The sequence below is a fragment of the Vibrio sp. QJM3NY_27 genome, assembly GCF_057785955.1.
Genome location: NZ_CM173511.1, coordinates 358323 through 382167, shown reverse-complemented (window position 1 = coordinate 382167; position 23845 = coordinate 358323). Strand labels below are relative to the sequence as shown.

Annotated in this window: 17 protein-coding genes; 1 reads left to right on the top strand and 16 read right to left on the bottom strand. The window is 44.3% G+C overall.

The features are described from left to right. Positions 1–118: 118 nt before the first annotated feature. Positions 119–3028, bottom strand: coding sequence for an RNA polymerase-associated protein RapA (gene rapA / locus AC3CIA_RS01755; RefSeq protein WP_488518433.1), 2910 nt, complete (start codon positions 3026–3028; stop codon positions 119–121). A gap of 466 nt (positions 3029–3494) precedes the next feature. Here rapA and AC3CIA_RS01750 point away from each other — a divergent pair, with 466 nt between their 5' ends. Further along, a complete protein-coding gene (locus tag AC3CIA_RS01750; protein WP_004735919.1) occupies positions 3495–4874 on the top strand; it encodes a PhoH family protein in 1380 nt (459 codons plus the stop codon). A gap of 137 nt (positions 4875–5011) precedes the next feature. On the opposite strand, the gene tldD is transcribed toward AC3CIA_RS01750, so the two are convergent. The 15 genes from tldD to AC3CIA_RS01675 form a co-directional block, all read right to left on the bottom strand. Further along, a complete protein-coding gene (tldD, locus tag AC3CIA_RS01745; protein WP_145564581.1) occupies positions 5012–6457 on the bottom strand; it encodes a metalloprotease TldD in 1446 nt (481 codons plus the stop codon). A 19-nt stretch (positions 6458–6476) separates the two neighbouring features. Further along, positions 6477–7289 carry a carbon-nitrogen hydrolase family protein gene (locus AC3CIA_RS01740; protein ID WP_171314869.1) on the bottom strand — a complete coding sequence of 271 codons (813 nt, stop codon included), beginning with the start codon at positions 7287–7289 and terminating at the stop codon, positions 6477–6479. A 75-nt stretch (positions 7290–7364) separates the two neighbouring features. After that, the gene (locus AC3CIA_RS01735; protein ID WP_488518432.1) at positions 7365–11234 is read right to left on the bottom strand and encodes a YhdP family protein; all 3870 of its coding nucleotides are present in this window, start codon (positions 11232–11234) and stop codon (positions 7365–7367) included. 10 nt (positions 11235–11244) lie between these two features. After that, a complete protein-coding gene (gene rng, locus AC3CIA_RS01730) occupies positions 11245–12714 on the bottom strand; it encodes a ribonuclease G (protein ID WP_004735923.1) in 1470 nt (489 codons plus the stop codon). A 20-nt stretch (positions 12715–12734) separates the two neighbouring features. Further along, positions 12735–13400, bottom strand: coding sequence for a Maf family protein (locus AC3CIA_RS01725; protein ID WP_488518431.1), 666 nt, complete (start codon positions 13398–13400; stop codon positions 12735–12737). A gap of 7 nt (positions 13401–13407) precedes the next feature. After that, positions 13408–13896, bottom strand: coding sequence for a rod shape-determining protein MreD (gene mreD, locus AC3CIA_RS01720; RefSeq protein ID WP_004735926.1), 489 nt, complete (start codon positions 13894–13896; stop codon positions 13408–13410). Beyond that, positions 13886–14773, bottom strand: a complete 888-nt coding sequence (gene mreC, locus AC3CIA_RS01715) for a rod shape-determining protein MreC (protein WP_488518430.1) — start codon at positions 14771–14773, stop codon at positions 13886–13888. The genes mreD and mreC overlap by 11 nt, the downstream gene beginning before the upstream one ends. 94 nt (positions 14774–14867) lie before the next feature. Next, positions 14868–15911, bottom strand: a complete 1044-nt coding sequence (locus tag AC3CIA_RS01710) for a rod shape-determining protein (RefSeq protein WP_004735928.1) — start codon at positions 15909–15911, stop codon at positions 14868–14870. A gap of 150 nt (positions 15912–16061) precedes the next feature. Beyond that, on the bottom strand, positions 16062–20381 hold the full coding sequence (locus AC3CIA_RS01705) for a DUF6701 domain-containing protein (RefSeq protein ID WP_488518429.1): 4320 nt from the start codon (positions 20379–20381) through the stop codon (positions 16062–16064). Continuing rightward, positions 20378–20806 carry an MSHA biogenesis protein MshP gene (locus tag AC3CIA_RS01700; RefSeq protein WP_488518428.1) on the bottom strand — a complete coding sequence of 143 codons (429 nt, stop codon included), beginning with the start codon at positions 20804–20806 and terminating at the stop codon, positions 20378–20380. The genes AC3CIA_RS01705 and AC3CIA_RS01700 overlap by 4 nt, the downstream gene beginning before the upstream one ends. Beyond that, entirely contained in the window at positions 20796–21536 is a 741-nt protein-coding gene (locus tag AC3CIA_RS01695; RefSeq protein WP_488518427.1) for a prepilin-type N-terminal cleavage/methylation domain-containing protein, read from the bottom strand. Before AC3CIA_RS01695 ends, AC3CIA_RS01700 begins: the two co-directional genes overlap by 11 nt. After that, positions 21536–22105 carry a type IV pilus modification PilV family protein gene (locus tag AC3CIA_RS01690; RefSeq protein WP_488518426.1) on the bottom strand — a complete coding sequence of 190 codons (570 nt, stop codon included), beginning with the start codon at positions 22103–22105 and terminating at the stop codon, positions 21536–21538. Before AC3CIA_RS01690 ends, AC3CIA_RS01695 begins: the two co-directional genes overlap by 1 nt. Then, entirely contained in the window at positions 22102–22593 is a 492-nt protein-coding gene (locus tag AC3CIA_RS01685) for a prepilin-type N-terminal cleavage/methylation domain-containing protein (RefSeq protein WP_488518425.1), read from the bottom strand. Before AC3CIA_RS01685 ends, AC3CIA_RS01690 begins: the two co-directional genes overlap by 4 nt. Before the next feature lie 142 nt (positions 22594–22735). Further along, positions 22736–23230 carry a type II secretion system protein gene (locus tag AC3CIA_RS01680; protein WP_488518424.1) on the bottom strand — a complete coding sequence of 165 codons (495 nt, stop codon included), beginning with the start codon at positions 23228–23230 and terminating at the stop codon, positions 22736–22738. A 35-nt stretch (positions 23231–23265) separates the two neighbouring features. Further along, entirely contained in the window at positions 23266–23841 is a 576-nt protein-coding gene (locus AC3CIA_RS01675; RefSeq protein WP_054547874.1) for a prepilin-type N-terminal cleavage/methylation domain-containing protein, read from the bottom strand. Positions 23842–23845: the final 4 nt, after the last annotated feature.

Here is a 23845-nt window from a genome sequence, read left to right as displayed (position 1 = left end):
AAACTCTTAAACGAACTATTAACCAAACGGTTAACCAAGCTACAGATACAAATAAGGCCTTCGTGATGAAGGCCTTATTTCGTTAAAGCGTAAAGCTAGCGATATTCGAGTTCTTGGCTTAGTTGTGAGAAACCACAATCAAGCGTAACGAATCCAGCTGAACCTGAGCTTTACTGATGTAACCCGTCAGTTCATTGATTTGAGCTTCGATAACTTCTAGCTCTTCATCACGAATGTTAGGGTTCACCGCTTTAAGCGCTTGTAGACGCTCTAGCTCACCGTTCAAGTTGGTTTGCATATCTTTCTGGGCTTGCTGACGAACTTCTTCAACCTTCGGCAGTACATGCGCCTCACCCGCTTCGATAAGCTTATGAATCTCACCTTGTACCGAATTCACGAGCTTGCTCGCTAAATGACGGTTTACAGGACTTAGTTGACGGTTAAAGCTGTCAAACTCAACCTGAGCTGATAAGTCGTTACCACGACCATCCATCATCAAGCGAATTGGCGTCTTAGGTAAGAACTGGCTGATACCGCTGCGCTTTGGCGCTTGTGCATCAACAAGGTAAACCAGCTCAAGCAGGATAGTACCAACAGGTAACGCTTTGTTTTTCAATAGCGATACCGCAGACGCACCCACACCTTCGCTCAATAGCAGATCAATACCGCCCTGAATCATTGGGTGTTCCCAACTAATGAAGTTCATGTCTTCACGAGACAGCGCAGTTTCACGATCAAACGTGATGGTTGCACCTTCATAAGGTAGGCCTGGGTAGCTTGGAACCATCATGTGCTCAGATGGCGTTACAACTAGCGCATTTTCACCCTTATCGTCTTGGTTCAAACCAATGGTATCGAACAGACTCAGTGCAAAAGACACTAGATTAGTATCACCGTCAGTCGACGAGATCTTTTCTGCAATCTCATGCGCTTTTTCGCCGCCATTTGAGTGCATTTCTAGTAGGCGATCTCGGCCTTTTTCTAGATCCGATTTCAGGCTTTGGTTTAGCTTCGCTGATTCTTCAATCACTTCATCAAGCTGCTCGGTATTACCAGATGCCAGCATTTCGATCAGTACATCAGAATACTTATCGTAAACTGTGCGACCTGTAGGGCACGTCTCTGCAAATGCGTTCAGACCTTCATCGAACCAACGCGCTAGAATCGCTTGCGATGTGCCTTTTAGGTAAGGAACGTGAATGTCGATATCACGCAGCTGACCGATACGGTCCAAACGACCAATACGTTGCTCAAGCAAGTCTGGGTTGAATGGCAAATCGAACATCACTAACTGGTTAGCAAACTGGAAGTTACGACCTTCAGAGCCGATTTCGCTACAGATAAGAACCTGAGCGCCACCCTCTTCTTGAGCAAAGTAAGCCGCCGCTTTATCACGCTCTAAAATCGACATGCCTTCGTGGAATACGGTTGCACGCACACCTTCACGCTCACGTAGTGCTTGCTCTAATTGAAGAGCAGTACTCGCACGAGAGGCGATCACTAGGATCTTTTCGCTGCGCTTATCTTGGATCTTTTCAATCAACCAGTTAACACGTGAATCGAACTGCCACCAGCTTGAATCTTCACCTTCAAACTCTTGGAAGATCTCTTCTGGGTACAGCATCTTCATCGCACGAGCTTCGGGAGCCATTTTGCCACCGATCATGCCTGATACACGCATAGAGGTTGTGTACTGCGTTGGAATATCCATCGGCAGTAAGTTTACATTGCGCTTAGGGAAGCCTTTGATTGCAGCACGTGTGTTTCTGAAAAGAACACGACCTGTACCATGGCGATCCATAAGATTATCAATCAGTTCTTGGCGAGCTAACGCTTGCTCTTCTTCGCTGCTATCGCCCTCGATAACGCGGAATAGAGGCTCAACATCTTGTTCAGATAGAAGCTCAGTGATCTGATTCTTCGCGCTGTTTTCAAGCTTCACGCCAGAGAACAATGCCGTTACTGCATCAGCAACAGGGGCGTATTGGTCTTCTTCTTCCACGAATGCTTCGTAATCGTAGAAGCGATCAGGATCAAGCAGACGCAGACGTGCAAAGTGACTCTCACGACCCAGCTGTTCAGGGGTTGCTGTCAGTAGCAGTACGCCAGAAGTATTTTCCGCTAATCCTTCAACCACTTGGTATTCGCGGCTCGGTTTGTCTTGGCTCCACTCAAGGTGGTGCGCTTCATCGACAACCAACAAATCCCACTCACCTTCAAGTGCTTGCTCGTAGCGCTTACGGCTCTTGCGTAGGAAATCCAAAGAACACAGAACATATTGCTGTGTATCAAATGGGTTATCTGACTCCGCGAAGGCTTCAATACAACGCTCTTCGTCAAAGATAGAGAAGTGCAGGTTGAAACGGCGCATCATCTCTACTAACCATTGGTGTTGCAGAGTTTCAGGTACCACAATCAGAATGCGTTCAGCACGGCCAGACAACACCTGTTGGTGAATGATCATGCCTGCTTCAATGGTTTTACCTAGACCCACTTCATCAGCCAGTAAAACGCGAGGTGCGTGACGACGACCTACTTCATGAGCAATGTACAACTGATGAGGAATCAAACCAGCGCGCATACCACACAAGCCACGCATCGGGCTCTTATGTTGTTGGTATTGATTGCTTAGCGCGCGGTAACGAAGCACAAAGTTATCCATACGGTCGATTTGACCTGCGTACAGCTTATCTTGTGGTTTGTTAAAACGGATCTGGTTGCTTAAGAATATTTCACGCAGAGTCATCTCTGTCTCTTGAGTGTCTTCACGAGTGCCCAAATAAGTCAGTAGCCCTTTATCTTCGATAACTTCTTCGACAGATAGAGACCAACCTTCTTGGCATTCGATGACATCGCCAACATTAAACGTTACTCGGGTTACGGGAGCATCAGTGCGTGCATAGACACGATTCTCTTCTGATGCTGCAAACATTACTGTCACTGTTCGAGCATCCATTGCTACAACGGTACCTAAACCTAAATCGCTCTCCGTATCGCTTATCCAGCGTTGCCCCAAAGCAAATGTCATGAATCGACTACCTCAATCTTATAGTTGGAATTTGGTCATGTTAACTGCAGTTTTAAACAAGAGCGTTATCGCGCTTGAACTAAAAATATAGCTAAAGATGCCTAGTTTGCAGCCACTTTTTAAGTGCGCTCTTAATAATAAATATCTCGAGAAAATGGTGCAGAAAAAGGTCGCTAATCTTACTCGATGCTGTGATTTAGGTCACGCCTAAAGGAGATGATTTCATACTTTTTTTCTGTTTTCGCCAGTGCAATCAAACTGTCAAAAAATCATGGGTAATCTATAGGTAGCAGATTGCTGCTCTCAAACGAATACACCATATTCATTCACAACGATATGGCGATATTTCTCTAGATGAAGTTTAGGTGAGTAGTTGACTATCACCGGAATGAGATACTAATCTTTATATGAGCTTTATCTACGTTCAATGAATGCAAGGCAAGCCGCACGTCGGCAAGGAGATGCTATGGGCGAGACCAACCGGAAGCTATTTGTTTTAGACACTAATATCCTACTTCACGAACCCTTCGCTATATTTTCTTTCCAAGAGCACGATGTCGTTATCCCCATGACCGTGCTAGAAGAACTCGACAGAATCAAAGACAGTAAAAGAGACGTTGCTCGAGATGCGAGAATTGCGATTCGAACGCTCGAAGACTTGTTCAGGGAAGCCACACCAGACCAAATATCGGAAGGCATTCCTTTTTCTAAAGACATAAACGCATCTGGCAGTATTTCCATACTCGCTGACTACGAACTTCAAGAAAGCATCAAAGCCTTCGCCGATGACAAGGCAGGCGATAACCGAATCCTCAATGCAGTTCTTTACCTTCAAAACAAACGCGCGCCACGCGAAGTGGTTCTTATCACTAAAGACATCAACATGCGCTTACGAGCCAAAGGCGCTGGGGTCCGCTTTGTTGAAGACTATCAAACCGACCAATTGATTGATGACATCCAATACCTCACTAAAGGCTTTCAACAACTCGAAGGCTCATTCTGGGATGGCGTCGATAACGTCGAGAGTAGAAGTTTAGGCGGAAAAACGCTGCACACCCTAGCGAGAGCACCTTTCGATCCAACCTTCCTCAATCAATATGTGATTGACGAAGAAAGTGACTTTGCTGGTCGTGTAGAAGAGATTGAGGCCGAACGCATTACGCTCAGAGATCTCAGTCGAGAAAGGTTAATGAACCGCAAGACATGGGACATTACACCTAAGAATGTCTATCAAGGGATGGCGATTGATGCACTGCTCGACCCTGATATCGATCTGGTGATTCTAACGGGCGCAGCAGGTAGTGGTAAAACACTGTTAGCCATGGCTGCCGCACTTGAACAAACCATAGAGCGTAAACAATTCGATAAGATCATCGTAACCCGAAACACGCCCGATATCGGTGAGTCGATTGGTTTCCTTCCCGGCACTGAGGAAGAAAAAATGCTGCCTTGGTTAGCGGCGGTGACCGATACACTGGAAGCTCTGCACAAGAACGATCACTGCACCGAAGGGTCAATGAAGTACATCTGTGACAAAGCCAATATCCAGTTCAAATCGATTAACTTCATGCGTGGTCGCTCAATCCAAAATGCCTTTGTCCTTTTGGATGAGTGTCAAAACCTCACCGCTTCACAAATCAAAACCATCATCACCCGTTGTGGTGAAGGCACCAAGATCGTCTGTTCAGGAAACCTAGCTCAGATAGATTCATCCTACTTAACCCCTGTAACTTCAGGCTTAACCTACATGGTCGAGCGTTTTAAAGACTTCGAAGGCAGTGCCAATATTCACCTCAATGGTGTGGTACGAAGCCGACTGGCCGAGTTTGCTGAAGAAAATATGTAACTGTTCGGTTTAGTAAATAGCGTTCCAGAAACAAAAAAGCCCAAAAACAGAAAAGCGCCTCACATTGGAGGCGCTTTTAGCTTCTAGCTTCTAGCTTCTAAGAAACTAAAACTCTAATCAAACGGGGTTAGCCTGAATTACTCAGTACCACCAACCGTTAACGAGTCTAGTTTCAATGTTGGTTGACCAACACCGACTGGTACGCTTTGGCCGGCTTTACCACACACACCAACACCACGGTCAAGGCTAAGGTCGTTACCCACCATAGACACTTGCTGCATCGCTTCGATACCCGAACCGATTAGCGTTGCACCCTTCACTGGGTGAGTGATTTTGCCGTTTTCAATCATGTACGCTTCAGAAGCGGAGAACACAAACTTACCAGAAGTAATATCAACCTGACCGCCACCGAAGTTTGGCGCGTAGATGCCTCTTTCAACCGTTGAGATAATCTCTTCAGGAGTATGTTCACCCGGCAGCATGTAAGTGTTTGTCATGCGCGGCATAGGAAGGTGCGCGTAAGACTCACGACGACCATTACCTGTAGGCGCTACACCCATTAGACGAGCATTAAGCTTATCTTGCATGTAACCTTTTAGGATGCCGTTTTCGATTAGTGTGTTGTACTGACCATTAACGCCTTCATCATCGACGTTCAATGAACCACGCAGATCCGTTAATGTACCGTCATCAACAATCGTACATAGGCTTGATGTGACTTGCTCGCCCACTTTGCCAGAAAATACTGAAGACTCTTTACGGTTGAAGTCACCTTCTAAACCGTGGCCTACCGCTTCATGCAGAAGAACGCCCGGCCAACCCGAACCGAGAACGACAGGCATTGCACCAGCAGGCGCCGCAACAGCTTCAAGGTTAACTAACGCTTGGCGGATTGCTTCATCAGCAAATTGGTAAGCAACCTGAGAGCCATTAGCATCGCTTAGGAAGAAGTCGTAACCAAAACGACCGCCACCGCCAGCACTGCCGCGCTCACGACGATCGCCTTTTTGTGCCAGTACGCTGATAGACAAACGAACAAGCGGACGAATATCACCCGCGAAAGTGCCGTCAGTAGCAGCAACAAGCATCTGCTCATGCACACCGCTTAAACTCACTGATACTTCAGTGACCATAGGCTCTTTGGTACGAATGTAAGCATCAAGCGCTTTTAGTAATTCTGTTTTTTGTTGTTTTTCCCAGCTTGCTAGCGGATTAACAGCGTCATAGTAAGCTTGGTTCGAATTGCGTTTGAAAGCGTGAACCTTGCCGTTTTGGCCTTGCTTCGCGATACCACGAGCAGCAATCGCACTTTGCTTCAGACCCTCTAATTGGATTTGGTCAGAGTAAGCAAAACCGGTTTTTTCACCAGAGACTGCTCGTACACCAACACCACAATCGATATTGAAAGAGCCGTCTTTAATAATGCTGTCTTCTAGCACTAATGACTCGTGCCAGCTTGACTGAAAGTAGATATCAGCATAATCAATTTGGCGGGTAGCAATGCTCGCCAATGTATCTGCGATATTTTGCTCCGTCAGCCCTGTTGGGTTCAGTAGCGCTTCTTCAATTTGATTAATGCTCATAAATGGCTCTTGTTTGTAATTAAAATTGATTGGTGAATCGAGAATGTTGCGCTATTGGCATATTTTGCCTAATTGACTCACAACTGGATGTGTCTATCTCAACCACCATACTTTTAGGCTCTTGGTCTAATTGTGCGACCACTCGTCCCCATGGATCAACCACCATTGAGTGTCCCCATGTTTCTCTTTGGCAAGGATGTTTGCCACCTTGCCCTACCGCTACAATCCACGATTGTGTTTCGATGGCACGGCACCTTAATAAGGCTTCCCAATGCGCTTGACCTGTTACTGCCGTAAACGCTGCTGGTATCACTATGATTTGTGCACCTTGCTTGCGTAACTCTGAATACAAGTGTGGAAAGCGCACATCATAACAAATACTCAAACCTAAGCGACCAAAAGGCGTTTCTGTCGTCACAACTCGGTCACCCGGAGTGAAAATATCGGACTCTCGATAACACTTATGCGCATCGGCCACATCAACATCAAACATATGTAGCTTGTCGTAATGAGCCACTAAGCTGCCAAAATCATCAATCACCAATGTTGTAGTAGTCACGCCTTTAATCGTACTTATCGGCATGCTACCGACAATAATCCAGATTCGATGAAGCGTAGCTAACTCAGACAGTTTCTTCTGTAATGGGCCATCATTTAAGGGCTCTGCATACTGGTGATAATCGGCTTTGCTACCAAAAACTAACGTGTTTTCAGGGCAAACAACCCACTTAGCCCCTAACGCTTTGCACTTTGCTACTTCTTGAGCAAGGTAAGCAAGGTTCAATTCAGGGCTAGGGCCAGATGTCATTTGAATCAACCCAACACTATCCATGTGTCTCGCTCCTCTATTCATTATGATTCAGAAATCGGCATTTGACCGTATATTAACCGACTGGCTTGTTAACAACTACTCTGCTAATTTTCTCAATTTTTCGGGTAACTGGAACTCGCCAGAACTACGAGAAAGCTCACTCACCGTAGGTGAATCCAATGGGCCTTTTACCGAATAATTCACTTGAGTAAAGACTTCAACCACCGGCGATATAACCGTAGTCACCGCCAATACATACAGCGCCGTTTGAGGCGTTACCGCAAAGGCCGTTAATACTGGAATACCCGAGGTAATATCTGGAGTAAAGTTCACCTCAGCATCGACCAAGCGCGTGTTGAGGTTAGCGATTCCTTTGATCTTCATCTCACCTGCGACCGCATCCATATTCAGATCGTTCGTCAGGAATATGCCATTTTGAATCTTGCCGGTTCCTGTGATGCTATTGAATGCCATGCCTTTATCAAACACATCAGAGAAATCGAGCTGCATCTTACGGATAATCGAATCTAGGCTAAATAGACCAAGTAATCGAGCCGCACCACTGACATCCGAGATGATACCTTTACCAAACTTGGTTTTAACGTTGCCATCAAGGGTATCCATTTTGATCCCCCAAGGCGAACCATCCCAGTTCAGTTGACCTTCTAACTCGAATGGCGCTTTTTGAATTCCGGATGTAATGCCGAAACGCTCCATGAGCTCGCTATTATTTTCACCTTCAATATCAACGGTTAGCGATGAATGACTCTTGTCACCATTCAGTGCCCACCAGCCACTCACGTCGGCTTTATTACTCCCGCTTCGAACTTGAATCTTGTTCCACTCAAGCCGGTCGCCTTGTCTAGTTAACTCAACATCGACGGTACCGACCTTATAGCCTTGTAACCAAAAATCGTTCAGCGTTAACTTCAGATTAGGCATCGCATCATAGATCTCTCTATCTAGCTTAGAGATCAATGGGGCTTCTTGCTCTTTTCGTTGCAGTAGTTGTTCTTGGTTTTTCTTGTCACTCCACTCAGGAACGAACAAATGTAGGCGATCCAGCGAAACCGTTAAATCGTATGGAGGCAGATAATTAATATCCCCTTCGATCTCTTGGCTAGACACTTCCATCTGCCACGCCTGTTTGTTCTTACGAGCGCTAAAATCGACATCATTCCAAGAAATACCGCCTAAGATCAGCTCTTTACTCTCAAAGGTAATACGGCTTGGCGCTGGAATGGTTGGCGTGTTCATCTGGCTAAGCACGGCTGTTGACGGCTTTACTGGTTCCATAACAACCGATAACCAATCATCGGCATTAAATTTGTCGGTACGAATTAATGCATGATGGCCAACGACAGGGCTAATTTTATAGCCACCACGACCGAGCACTAAGTTAGTCGCCGTTAACTCAGGAACATCGCCTGTAATATCAATTTCAGCTTGGTATTTAGTGTTCGGCAGTTGCAGACGCGCGGTAATCGACTCTTGGTTGCCCGAGGCTTGAAGCCTTGCAGAACCACTTTCTAGTGATTTTTTCGCCAATGGATACGGGTAATCACTCGCCAAGTATTTAAGATCTGACTGTAAATCTAATTGGTAAGTAAACCCGATGTCATTAAGTTGAATATCAATCTGGCTTTGCCATTGCGCATGACCTGACAAGCGGCTCAACCACTGCTCACCAACATAAGGCTCTAGAGGCTTAACGTCCCAATCGCCCAATACATCGATATCAACGGCATATCCAGGCCCATCGTTGAGCCCTTTAAAATCAACGGAAATACCTTGCTTTAATAAATCGGCAGCGAGACCGTTGGCCGTAATCACATCATTATCAAATTCAATACGCCCAGTGGTATTTTCAAGCACCATTGGCGGCGCTTCAATCTTTACATGGTTATCTTTGAGATCAGCATAACCCCACGCTCTTGGCTCTTTTTCGGAATCAAAAGGAATATTAAGTTGGAATTCAGACGATACATCACCACTCACTTGCAGCGCCGTTAGGGCAGCACCCACAGAATCAACCAACGGTGAAGCCGTCATGTAATCACGAACCGCATTACCTGACGCCGTCGCTTTAGCTTCAATTTCAATATGGCCGCCTTCCCCTAAATAAGGAATGCGTCCTGTGATTCGGTCTGCCGTCACATCCATCAATTGAGCGGAACGAGAATCAAGATGCATCGCATCATTTTCAAACAACAGATCAAGTTGAAGATCGGTAATCAATGGCCATGCGGTATCAAAACTGAACTTAGCGTCCTCTAAGCCAACCCAAACTTGGAAAATGCCATCGTGGTTGGTGTATGGATACTGAGACAAATCGCCATGCCACAACAGTTTTACGGTATCCGCTTTACCCGCTTGAATCGCAGTAGAAAGGTAGTCGGTGAGATCTTGTCCAAGTGCCAATGTAGGTAAATAACGCCATGTTTCGCCGACATTGTAAGCATCAGCTTCGCCGTAGAACGATAAGAATGGGCTAGCATCCTTTGGAAAGTCCAAGCGAAATGCGCCTAGGACTTGTAAATCTGGCGTGGCTGCCGTGATTTTATCGGACCAAAGCTTCCAACCGTTTTCATCTTGCTGCCAAACAATATCAACCTGACCTTGTTTGATATTCAAAGGCGCTTGAAAGACGTCACCATAAGGAAACACATCATCAATCACATGCAGACTGGCTTTAGCTTCCGATGCAGAGCCAAACACACTGCCTGAAACTTGGCTAAAGCCCGGAACCAACTCCCATTGCTCAATGGCGAGATCAGAAAAATTCGCCGAGTAACGTAGGCTATCGATCCCTGAACCCATGGAAACACGGATATCAGAAACGGAACCGCCCGGCGCCAGTACGTTAATCATGTTGGTTGATTGCTCAGAATCAGGCAGCAACTTAATCAACGGCGTCAGAGTTTCGATATCGAGTTCAGAAACATTGAGCTCCCAAGGACCGCTATTCCACTTGAAGGCAACATCAAGTTCAGACCATGGTCTATCGTCGGTTCTTAGGTTAAGAGAGTGCCCATTTACTTGCCAACCTTCAGCGAGTGGAGACAGTTTAAACACCCCTGACTCAATCATCAGATCATGTTGGCCGTCTTCGTTCCAAGTCAATTCAGAAGGTAACACCTCAACATACGCACTCACTGGTTTGCTGTTTCTCAAGGTCAGCCAGCTATTCAAACTCACTGTACCGGTTTCAACACCAGACTCAGCCTGCATGTAACGGGTTAGCCATGGTTTAACCGAGATGTTATCTGCACTCACATAGAACTCACCGGTTACATCGGTTAATGAGCCACCATCGATAAAGTTAGCACTTACTGACAACGAGTTAAGATTAGCGTCTTTAATGCTAACAACCCCTTCAGCAAGGTGATGTTTATCTGTGTTTTGCCATTTTAAAATGTCGATATCAAGCTGACGATCTTCGCCCGAAACTGAGCGATAGAGAAGTGAAGAGTCTTTAGCGGTCACATCCACCAAAGTTTTCAATAGTAAATTATCTAACTCTTTCATCACACGCTTCGAAGAACCGGGATCTTTAGGTTCGTCTGTACCGTTTCCAGCAAACAGATCAATTGAGCGAATATCAAGATACATTTGATTCATGACCAGATCGGCCACAACTGGACGCATCTGAACGAGCGATTGAATCAAGTCAAACTCGACTTCAACACGCTCAACAGAGAAGGTCACATCTTCTGCATTTGGGAGGCTAGCTTTAACGCCTTGTAGAGCAATCGAAGGGTGAGTGTTGCGCCAAAAACCGCCCACATCTTGAATAGAAAACTCAAAACCGGAATGTTGGTTTACCCAAAGCTCAATTTCAGATTGATACTTATTTAAATTAGGTAAGGCTACACGCAGTGTAGTAACAGCAATGGCTAGCGTTACTAAGAGAGTAACCACTAACCATAGACATGCACGAAGAATCAGAGTAACGCTTGAACTCACAAAATATCCATTACATCATAACAACATCAAACTGCTCTTGTATGTACAGAGGCTCAGCTTGGATTTTAACTTGTTTACCAATAAACACTTCAAGCTCCGCAAGCGCATGTGACTCATCGCCCTCTAGCGCTTCGGCAACGGCAGCTGCCGCATAGACCACAAACTTATCAGCGTCATACGCACGATTCACTCGTGTGATCTCTCGAAGGATTTCATAACAAACGGTTTCAACTGTCTTCACACTGCCACGCCCTTCACAGGCAGGACAACTCGAACACAGAATATGCTCAATACTTTCACGAGTACGTTTACGCGTCATCTCAACCAAGCCAAGCTGTGTGAAGCCATTGATATTGGTTTTCACACGATCTTTGTCTAGCGCCGCCTCTAAAGAAGTCAGTACTCGCTTACGATGTTCCTCAGACAGCATATCGATAAAGTCGATAATGATGATGCCACCTAAGTTACGCAAACGCAGCTGACGAGCAATGGCTTGCGTCGCTTCTACGTTGGTGTTGAAAATCGTCTCTTCTAGATTACGACGACCGACAAAGGCACCGGTGTTGATGTCGACGGTCGTCATCGCTTCCGTTTGGTCGATAATCAGATACCCACCAGACTTCAATTCGACTTTACGATCCAAAGAGCGTTGAACTTCGTTCTCGGTATCGTACATATCAAAGATAGGCTTGTCGCCTTCATACAACTCAAGCTTTTCAGTCAGCTCTGGCACGTACTCAGAAGTAAATTCTTTTAGGTTTTCATATTCTAAACGCGAATCGACCTGGATTCGGCTCAACTCAGTACCCACAAAGTCACGTAAGATACGCTGACTTAGGCAAAGTTCACCGTATAGACGAGTACGAGCTTTATGTTTACCACGGCGCTCTAACACTTTGAGCCATAATCGCTTCAAGAATGCCGCATCTTGTGCCAACTCATTCGAGTCTGCGCCTTCAGCTGCAGTACGGATAATGAAGCCACCGTGTTCGTCACAGTAACGAGAGACCACTTTTTTAAGGCGGTTACGTTCAGACTCACTGTCGATACGTTGAGAAACACCGACATGGCTTGCGCCCGGCATAAAGACCAAATAACGAGACGGTAAAGTAATATCAGTCGTTAAGCGGGCACCTTTGGTACCAAGAGGATCTTTGACGACTTGAACCACAATGTCTTGTCCTTGGCGAACAAGCTCAGAGATGTCACGAACCTGAAATTGCTTCTTTTCGTTTTCAGCGACACATTCAGTGTGTGGAACAATATCAGAGGCGTGTAGAAAAGCTGCTTTCTCAAGGCCTATATCCACAAAAGCCGCCTGCATTCCCGGAAGAACACGGCTTACACGTCCTTTGTAAATATTTCCTACGATACCGCGTCGAGCATCTCGTTCGACATGGATCTCTTGAAGAGCCCCCCCTTCAATCATGGCCACGCGAGTTTCACTCGGGGTCACGTTCAGCAACAATTCAGCACTCATGGTGCACCTCAGATTAGTAATTATAAGAATTCTTGCAGTAGCTGGTCCGTTTCATATAAAGGCAAGCCGACAACGGCGTAATAACTACCTTCGATTCGGGTAACAAAGCGCCCACCCAAACCTTGGATCCCATAGCTACCGGCTTTATCGCATGGCTCCCCTGTTTGCCAGTATTGTTCTATTTCTTGTTCACTGAGGGGTTTAAACCATACGTCGGTAATAATGATTTCTGTTTTTTGTTTTTTTTCTGAAACCACAGAAACCGCCGTCATCACTTGGTGACGCTCATTTGCTAACTGAGTAAGCATGCGCTTAGAGTCGGCAAAATCGGTGGGTTTCTCGAGCACTTGCCCTTGGCTTACGACGACTGTGTCAGAACCAAGAACGACTGTTTCAGAATCAAGAGAAATAGCATCAGAGTCAACAGCTACATTATCAACACTAGAAACTACATTATCAGAACTAGGAACGACATGCTGCTTTTCAGAAGGGTTATCTTTCAATAAAGACAACGCAGCTAAGGCTTTATCTAAAGATAGTCGCTTAACGTACTCTTCGGCGGTTTCTTGGGCGTGTTTACACTCTTCAACATCAGTTACAAGGACAGAAAACTCATAACCAAGTTGAGATAGCAGTTCTTTGCGGCGTGGTGAACCGGATGCCAAAACTAAATGCTTCTTTTCCATTGTCACTCTACCTTACATGCCAATGACGACGTACGCGTCTCATTAATAGAAACATCCACGGCCAAAGTATACAGTTTATCAATGCGCTCCATAACGATAATGGATTGAAAACGACATCTTGGATCAAATATTCACCAAAGAAGATCAACACCTCAAACAATACCGTTAACGCGGCAATAATCATCGCTTGTTGCCATAGCGCCATATTACGAATGACTAGGAAATTCATCGCAATAATGTACATAACGATTGCCATCATCATGCCTCGAATACCTAACGTCGAGCCTATCAATAGGTCCCACAATAAGCCCAGAATCAAAGCGCTACCCACGTTAACACGGTGAGGTAGAGCCAAAACCCAATAACAGGTAACCAGTAGCAACCAAGATGGTCTAAATAGATCCAAGCTACCAGGCCAAGGAATCGTTTGCAGAATAAGGGCTACTAAAAATGAGCAGCCAATGACTACCTTGCTTCTTAAAACGCTATTGGCCATCTTCGCCCTCTAACAATGCTTGTTCTATGCTGGATTGATCCGCTTGCATCTGTTTGTTTTCATCAGGCCATACTAGCAGCAAGTATCTGAGCTTATCGAACTCAACCACAGGCTCCGCTTTGATAACGGCAAACTCACGTTTCGGGTCGTAATCAACGGCAGTAACGTAGGCAACTGGATAACCTTCTGGATATACTCCACCGAGTCCAGATGTCACCAATAGATCTTCTTCTTGTATATCGGTACTGGTTGGAATGTGCTCTAGCTGGATCTCATCAATCATGCCATTGCCCGAAGCGATCACTCGAATATCGTTGCGAATAACTTGTACGGGAATCGCATTGTTTGCGTCAGTCAGTAACAGGACACGACTATTGTGAGCAGCAACAAAAGTCACTTGGCCGACAATGCCTTTTTCGTTGATCACCGGTTGACCTTCATACACCCCATCAATCTGACCTTTGTCGATCACAACTTGATGACGATATGGTGAAGTGTCTACCGCCATAACTTCAGTGACGACTTTCTTTTCATCACGGATAAACGGAGATCCTAACAACTTACGGAGGCGCTTGTTTTCTTCTTGGTATTGCTCAAGCAGAATCAGCTCGCTCTTCAGACGCAAGACTTCTCGTTTAATATTATGGTTGGATTCGATAAGGCCTTTACGAGTACTAAAACGATCGTAGACACCATCGAACATAGTACGAGGTAAGTTGGCTGCATATTGAATAGGTGCAACCATGCTGTTCAATAGATAGCGTACATTTGAGAAAGCATCTAAACGACTATCAGCCAGCATAAGGCTGGCTGATAAAGTTACAGCAAAAAACAGGCGCAATTGTAGAGAGGGACCTCTACCAAAAATTGGCTTCATTCTATATTTGGTCCTAGAGCTACATTTGATCCTATAGACAAGGTCCTAGGCTCTTTACATAAAACTAGATAAGAAAAGAGCCTAACACTAGATATTATTCTTCGCTGAACAGGTCGCCGCCGTGCATGTCGATCATCTCTAGGGCTTTACCGCCACCTAGAGCAACACACGTTAATGGCTCTTCTGCCACAACAACAGGGATACCCGTTTCTTCAGTAAGCAGACGATCAAGGTCTTTAAGCAGTGCACCACCACCTGTCAGTACCATACCGTTTTCTGAGATATCAGAAGCAAGCTCTGGCGGACACTGTTCTAGTGCAACCATCACTGCAGATACGATGCCAGATAGCGGCTCTTGAAGTGCTTCAAGAATTTCGTTTGAGTTCAGGCTAAAGCTACGAGGTACACCTTCAGCAAGGTTACGACCACGTACTTCGATCTCATCGACTTCATCGCCAGGGTAAGCTGAACCGATTTCGTGTTTGATCTTCTCTGCTGTCGCTTCACCGATCAAGCTACCGTAGTTACGACGAACGTAGTTGATGATTGCTTCATCAAAACGGTCACCACCGATACGTACAGAAGACGAGTAAACCACACCGTTTAGTGAGATAACCGCAACTTCAGTCGTACCACCACCGATATCAACAACCATTGAACCCGTTGGCTCAGATACACGTAGGCCAGCACCAATCGCAGCAGCCATAGGCTCATCGATTAGGTAAACCTCACGAGCACCAGCACCTAGCGCTGATTCACGGATAGCACGACGCTCAACCTGAGTTGAACCACAAGGTACACAAACCAAAACACGAGGGCTTGGTTTAAGCACACTGTTGTCATGCACTTGCTTAATAAAGTGCTGAAGCATTTTTTCGGTTACGTAAAAATCAGCAATTACACCGTCTTTCATTGGACGGATCGCTGAAATGTTACCAGGCGTACGACCAAGCATTTGCTTAGCAGCGTGACCAACAGCAGCTACACTCTTTGCAGACCCCGTACGATCTTGGCGAATAGCGACAACGGAAGGCTCATCAAGAACAATGCCTTGGCCTTTTACATATATAAGGGTATTGGCTGTACCTAAATCAATCGATAGGTCGTTTGAAAACATGCCACGAAGTTTTTTAAACATATTCTTCGCTCATCCTGCAAGAATTAGAAGACAAAAATTGCACTAAATGTACCAATGCCTTGCTGTCACGGCAAGGCATTGAAGTATAAACATGGACTGAAACCCGCAATTTCTTACAGATTCCTAACTTAAGGGGCAAAAATTATATTTTTACTGACCTGTTAAACCACTTTCACCTCGATAGATCACTCGATCGTTACCGCGGTAGATGCCAAATGTGACGACGGAGGAGGGATCTTCATCACCTAGCAGTCTCCAGTTGTAGCGCAGCCATGGCTGATCTTGATCGCTGCCTGAGCATGCAACAGGATTCTCGCCAGATTTAGCCTGTGGTGTCGACGCATCCATTCTTAACCACAATCGTACCTGCTCACGTGGCGCATCTGCACCAGCAGGCGTATTTTGATTCGCTGTTACTTCTTCTTCGCCATCATCAACACTTCCACTGCCATTGAGTAAAGCTAGTGTAGTTTTGACTGTATTACTGGTCCAAATGACTTGCTTACAGAAATTTGAACCATTAAAGGTGCTGCGATCATCATCGTCATTCACAACAAAGTCACTACCATCCCAAAACTCAGCACGAAGTGGAATCGTCAAAGTACTACCGGAGTTACCGCCAATATCATCAAGCGCCATTCGGCCATAGCGGGCAGGAGGTTGAACTGGGAATGCTGCCGAACTGGTAACAGGGTCAGAATCTGTAAATGACACAGGATCTGTTCCCTCGATTGTTAAACCAAAGTTTGTAATCGTCGAGTTAGCATCTGATGTATTAAACGGTGTATCTCTGCGGCTAACACCATCTAAATCCACAACTCGTTGAAGCTCAGCTGCATTGTCATTCAGCAACCAATGTTTACGATCAGCTGACCATGTTCCAGAGCCCGTATCTAACAAGAAGCCGTTATCAGTGTTGCTATCATCTAAAACACCAAACTTTGCTTGTAACTCCGCATTAAAGAACCGGTAATTATTAAGAACATTATCCGTATCATCTTCACCAGAAGCCATTGGATATACTTGGTGAACTGTAGAATCATAAGGTTGACTTAGGTATGCGATATCATTTTGATTGGCGACATTCCATTCCGGAGTAGCTTGCACAAAGTATTTAGGGTAAAAGCGACCTATCGATTTGCTGCCAGATAAGCCACCTAAAATTGAACCGTAGAAACTCCCAGTTTCTGTCGCAATAAAGTTAAAGCTACCCGCTTCTGAGTACTTCAAACTATCGAACTTATAACCTTTACTCGCCTGGTCATTCGACGAAATTTGCTTAGTTAGCTGAGCTACAGGGGTTAAATCACCTAACTTAGCGTCAGGATAAACCGTAATTAGAGGTGTATCTAAAGTCGTTGTAACTTCGACGCTTGCTGTCGACTTAAAGTAATTGTTCGTCAACAAGTTATCATTAGTGCAAACTGCAGATGAATCGGTATGCTTTATTGGACGAGCATAAACATCAAATGGCGCTCCGGCAGCAGCAAAACTATCTGAGTCTTTCTCGTTGCTGTTTCCATCTGAGCTCTTGTTGGTGCAAATCGCAAATTTCCAAGGGCGAGAGTAGACAGAGAAACTTCCCTCTACATCATAATTCCCATCTTCGGGACAACCAGCGAAACCAGTACAATCAAAGCTACTATCTTTTAAAGTAACATTGAAAAGACCTGATTCAGAAATAGTTAAGTCTGTTGAGGCGCTGCCTTTTTTGAACTCAGGTAAGTAAGTCAGCGAACCATCGGAACCACTCCAAGAGCTATCAAGCTCATGAGCAATAGTAACTTCATCCCCAGCTTCACCCACATAGTTTTCAGCAACTACGATTGAATCACCAGAATCACACGCTAAAACTTTAGTTACTGTCGGTGTAGCCTTCCCCGCAATAACGTCAAAGCGATTTGTTGGAGTATTGCCATCCACTAAAGAGAATTTAAATGGCACGAACTTGAACTGACTTTCGACCTCTTTGCCAGAATCATCGACTAATGTCGCTGTTAGCTTATAACCTGTATCAAAATCAATATTGGCAGTATCTTTAGCGACAACTTTTAAAGTTAATTCACCATCGTCATTTGAAACATAATTAGGGTAAGTACCTGAACCTTGTCCTTGTCCTTGTCCTTGTAGTACAGAAACGTCGAATTCATCAGCGTCTGGCGTAATAACTACGGTAACGCCTAGACTTTCAGCCACACCATTATTAGAGGTATTAATGGTAAATTGAGGGGAGTCGTCGCCACACATCAAAGCTAAATCGGTTGCCGGGGAAATATCTATCTCGTAATCATCGACAGGTACAATACAGCTTGTCTCAGCATGAATTAAAGAGCTTGATGACATATTGACTGATTTAGCGGAAACTGCACCATACACCCTAGCAGTCCCGCTCATATCAACATTTTGCTCACTATAAAGTAAACCTACAAACGTATTACTTCCATTTAGACTGACAAATTGGCCACCATTTTGTAATACGTTCACCCTAAAGTCTGTGTCACCCGCAAGCACTGGCTTATTACCATTCCAACTAACAATTGGGATCCCCGCATAGCTATCATTATTAACTGATAAGTTTTTAGTAAAGATCGTAACCGTATCACCACTCTTTACGCGTAACTCACCAGTACCATTAATATTAAGTGTGCCAATTTTATATTTACCAGACTCTATTTCGACCACAGCACCAGTACCAATTGAGATGCTGTCATATTCGTAGATCTTCACACCACCAACAGTGATAGGTAAGGAAGTGATATTATGGGTGTAAGGAATATCTAATGAGTTACCTAAATTATCTGGAACATCTTCTAATGCTTCTTTATCAATAAGTAAATCATCTAAGCCGAAGCATTGCTGGCCTTCACAAGCGACACCCGTTCTATCATTGGTATTCGAATTTAAAAAGCCTACGTAACGATTCCCGCCATCTCTCAGCGCCCCTACTATTTGGGGAGAACCATTGATTTCCAAACTCCCATTGGAGCCTTTCCATGTTTGTACAGGACTTTTATTATTAAAACCTTCACAAATCCCGATGTCATTAGGCCTGTCAAACATGAAGAAACCAACGTCTTCTTTTACGTGACCACGCTCTTTATCTTTATTCATGTCCTCTTCAACGACGAAGTAGACTTTGTTTTGAGTGACATCACAGCGACGCAACCAACCGCCATTATTACCGTCACGAGAGTTCTTGTTAGCAACTAGAATCGGTGGAGCATCAAAACCCGCAAATGCTATATCGGTATATTCTAAACATCCCTGTTCAATAGGAGAGATGACCTTCTCATTAAGTTCGGTCGTTTTGAGAGTCTGCCCATCTCCTAACCAAAAACGTGCACCTTGAATAAACCCGTTACCCTCACCAGCAACGAAACCCACGGTCTCTTTCTGAGTAAGATTATTGTTATTCGTCACCTCTGACTTCTCTAGTGACAAGAAAAATCTATCTTTTTTGACCTCTCTAGCCATACCCGTAAACCACTTAGAGCTGTTTCTTTTGGTTTGAGGTTGAACAAGAACCCCCGGAGTATTGGAGAAGTTGGAAGGTAAGCCATAATCCTGATAGTTAATCGTAACTTTGTTGCCTCGTTCACTTTGAATATATGAAGCGGCAACCTTAGTTTCAATCGATCCTGCGACTATCTTCGCCTTGTTACCTAAGGTGATAACTCCAGGTTCGATAACAAAGTAATCAATATTATGCATTGGGGCATCATTTACAAAATTAACGTGATTCGCTGCATTTCTATGGGGAGCCACCTCTTGAACAATGGTGGCAGTTAGTCTTGTAGTAGCAGTAACGGAAGCTGTTGAAGGTAATTCAGTTTGATTAAGAGACAGCTTAGATAAACCTGCATCGATAGTAGGCATAACGAAAACTAATGGCTTTGGCTTAGCCGAATCATAAGTGTTGTCAAAAATAATCGTACAAGTACGTTGGCCATTTTGAGACGTAGTACACTCTGTATCAGTTAGAGTACCAAACTCAAATTGAGGATTTAAGTTCACAGGAGGGGGCAGGGGGGGAGATATGCCGTCACTACAACTGACGTTAGTAATATCGTCATCATCATAGACCGGAGATAAGTTACCATTTTTCAAAGATTCGTATTTAGTTTCAATAAGGTTAGCACCTAATCCACTATCAATATCTCGTCGATAATATTTAACTTCATCATTAGAGGCATCATTAGTAATTGTTACTTCATACAGACGATCATCAATGAGATTTTGCTCATTGAAAATATATGATGGATCCCACCTTTTATGGTTTGTATACCAAATGACATGCCCATGGCTACCTTGTTTTAAATAAAAATCTTGATAGTCATCATCACCTTCTACCTGAAATGAAATGGTAAAATCCTCATTTCCCTTCAAGTTAGAACATTGGTTTGCGTAAGTATTTCCTACAAAAAACAAACAAACGAAGATAACTAAATACCTTAACAAGTTCATACTCATTCCCTCACCCAAACTTCTTGAATTCGTTGCACTTGGTTAATACCCGAACCACAAATGGCTGTTGATTCTATTTTGAAAAAGCCAACGCCATCTAAAGTTCCAATCTGGTTACAAGTTAATTCTCCGACAGTACAGATAGTCGACATGCCGCTGCTCACTTGATTTGAATTTAAGTTGCTACAGACAGCGCTAACACTTGTTGAAACCGAAGGTGATACCGTCAAAGGGTAAACTTGAGTAAGTACCCACTCATTCGCTGAATGTGCTAATAGCCAAGCCTGTGTTCCAAGCTGCTTACGCGTTAATGTATCGTGATTTGACCACTGGACTTGTACTAAAGAGATCGCAAAGAAGCCCATCACCACAATAACAAATATCGCGACGACCAAAACACTGCCTTGTTGAGATGATTTTCTATGGCGCATTGAGTACCTGCACATCTTGTTGGTAAACGCTTACTTCACTGTTTTGCTCAAGCACAAGATCGATGTGAATCACGCCACCTCGCTGCAAGCTTGGCTCTTCGTAGCGGAAGTTACTTTGAGCATAATTGATGCTATCCGCAACGGTGATTCCATTGCGCTGAATTAAGCCTTGATTCTGAACAGTATCATTCACTAAACAGTAACTCACCGAGGCACTACTATCATAAATATAGTGGCGTTGAGCAATTGACTGACTACTAAGGCTTACGGGAGAAGCGGTAAACACATTATTCGTGGAAACTAAGCCTGAGACCGAAATCCGTTTAATCGAACCAGCTTCTAGCTCGGAGTAGTTGGTTGGGTTAATAATTAGGAAATCGTCTGCATCAAGTATTGGGGAGTCCTGTCCGATAATAAAATTCAGATCGTCGGTCGCTTCATCAAGGTGATAAAAACCTGAGTACTTAATAGCGTAAAAGGTAAGACATTTTTGAGCAAAGGCCGAAGTAGGGGTAATACTCGAATCAAAACTGTTGGGAACCGCGTGACTGATTTCTCGCGACATTTTCTCAACAACAAATTGACCTTTTACTTGCACTTTTTGTCGATCGATAGTCTCAACATACCCTTTCATGCCATATTCAACAAAACCTGCGATAGCGAGACCGATGACAGCAACCACAACAATGGTTACGATCATTTCTATAAGAGTAAAACCACGTTGTTTCATTAGTAGTTCCCCTTATAGGCAATCACGCTGTAGCGGTTATTACCACCAAATATTTGTATTTCAACGCGCTTCATCGTGCCAATAGTATTATCGTTAGTTCCGTCCATGTTTTGGTCATAAAACACCGAAATTTCAACACGAAAATTGGCGTAACTGTCTTCAATATTTTCGTCTAGAATATTAGCGAGCGGGTACTTCGTTGATGATACACACGCAGACTCCGTCGTATCGGTGTACCAACAACCGATATAGTCATCAACATCATTGAACGCTGCGGGGGTAGCCTCTGAACCATCCACTCCGAGTTCATTGGGAGCAGAACAAGCGGTCGCACCTGCATCGCCACAGCGAATCAAACCACCATCAAAATCACTGTGTTCATCAAAGCCGCGAGCTAAAATTTGATTCATCAAACTCTGCCCTAACGCCACTGAACGATTTTGATATTGCGGGTCGGCCGAGCTTGCCACTTGAGGTGCCAAAAAGCTGGTAATCGTGACCATCGCAATGCCTAATACGATAATCGCAACAATGCTTTCAATTAGAGTAAAGCCACGTGAGCGAATCATAGGCACGTACCTTCACGCACATAGCCTTGAGAATTAATACACACCTGAGCGCTATTACTGGAGGTATTTGAATTAATAGTAATATTAACCCCAGCTCTCACCGAAGGGTTACCCAATAGATCAAAGTCGATAATGGTATTCGCAGGGGAAAATGAAATGTCGGATTCTCTCACATAATCACTACGGGCATCGGCTTGTGCTTCTTGAGCGCTATTCGATAGATTCAAACTGCAAGCAGTTACTGAACCTAGACAATTACTATTAATAGCAAGACGAAAACTATCATTAGCAGCCGAAACATTCGATTGCATTCGGTTCACTTGAATTTGGCGAATAACGGAGATGGCCTGCTCTTGCGCAGTAAAAGTAGAATAGCTAGAAGTACCAGCGAAGCGACTCGCGGCAAAAGTTGAAATAATACCGAGGATAATGATAACGATGATCAGCTCTACCAGAGTAAAGCCGTTGGGTATAGGACTGTTATCCATAATAAGCCTCTAACTGCCAAGCGAATACTGATTATACAAGATAACGAGACTTACGATCTTATGTATATGAATAGTTTTGATATTTGTGTGTAGTAGATAGAAAAAAGGCCAGCAGGTGCTGGCCTTAAACAATGCATACTAATTAGTCACACGCAGTGTTTGGTTCGCTATCTTCACCAGGAACCACAATAATAGTTGTAGCTGGAACATTGGCCGCTGTCGCTTCTGAGTATCTTACACAGCTACCATTGAAGTTTTGAATACCGTAAACAAGCGTAGCGTCAGTACCAACAGTACCACCTGAGCTTAATTCTACAAACTCACCTGATTGATCAATGGTAGCGCCAATACCAGCTGAAGTTGCAATAGGGTAACCAAAAGAATGAGCAATCCCGTCAATAGATGTTGCTGCTGCGCTCGCCGCTACATATTTTTGCCCTTCAATACCTTCAATTGCAGCTTTACCATAAGAAATGCCCATAGCACCAGAAATAGCCCCACGTAAACCTTGCAATGTCGAGTTCTTCGCATCATCTTGCAAGTTTAGGAAACGTGGTGCCGCAGTTACAGCAAGAATACCCAGAATAACAATTACAACCACTAGTTCGATTAGGGTGAAACCGCCTTGTCTTTTCATAGTTAAGCTCTCTCTATGTTTAATTTTACGCAGACTTACTGCAAAGTTACGGTCACACGACCAGTTTTAATTTCGTAAACAAATTGGTGCTCGGTATTACCTTCTAATTGAATGTAAGTACACGTTGCATCACCTGAATTCGCTTGCGCTGAATATTTGTAATTTGAGTCGCTAGCAACATCTGAAACCGCACCTACTTTAGGTGGGTTTTGCAGTAAGTTTTCCATCAACTCAGAACAGGTTTCATCTGAAATATCTTGTGGTGCAGTACTCGAATCGTTGTTCAGAGTCCATGGGTAGCCATCTCTAAAATCGGTATCGACATTGTTACTGTTCTTTGATCTTGTTAACCAAAAATCAACACCATCATAATTTACAGTATTGTATGTTTCAACACCAATCTTCTCAGATGGTCTAGCTTCAGCTTCCCATTGTGCTCTTGCCGACAAAACAGCGGTTGCAAAACCACCAGCGACACCTTCAATGCTTGATTTTTTAGCCTCATCTGTCACGTCGAGGAAGCGGGGTAAAGCAGCGACCGCCAATAAACCAACGACCACGATGACGATGACTAATTCGACAAGGGAGAAACCCTTTTGATTTTTAAGCATTTTC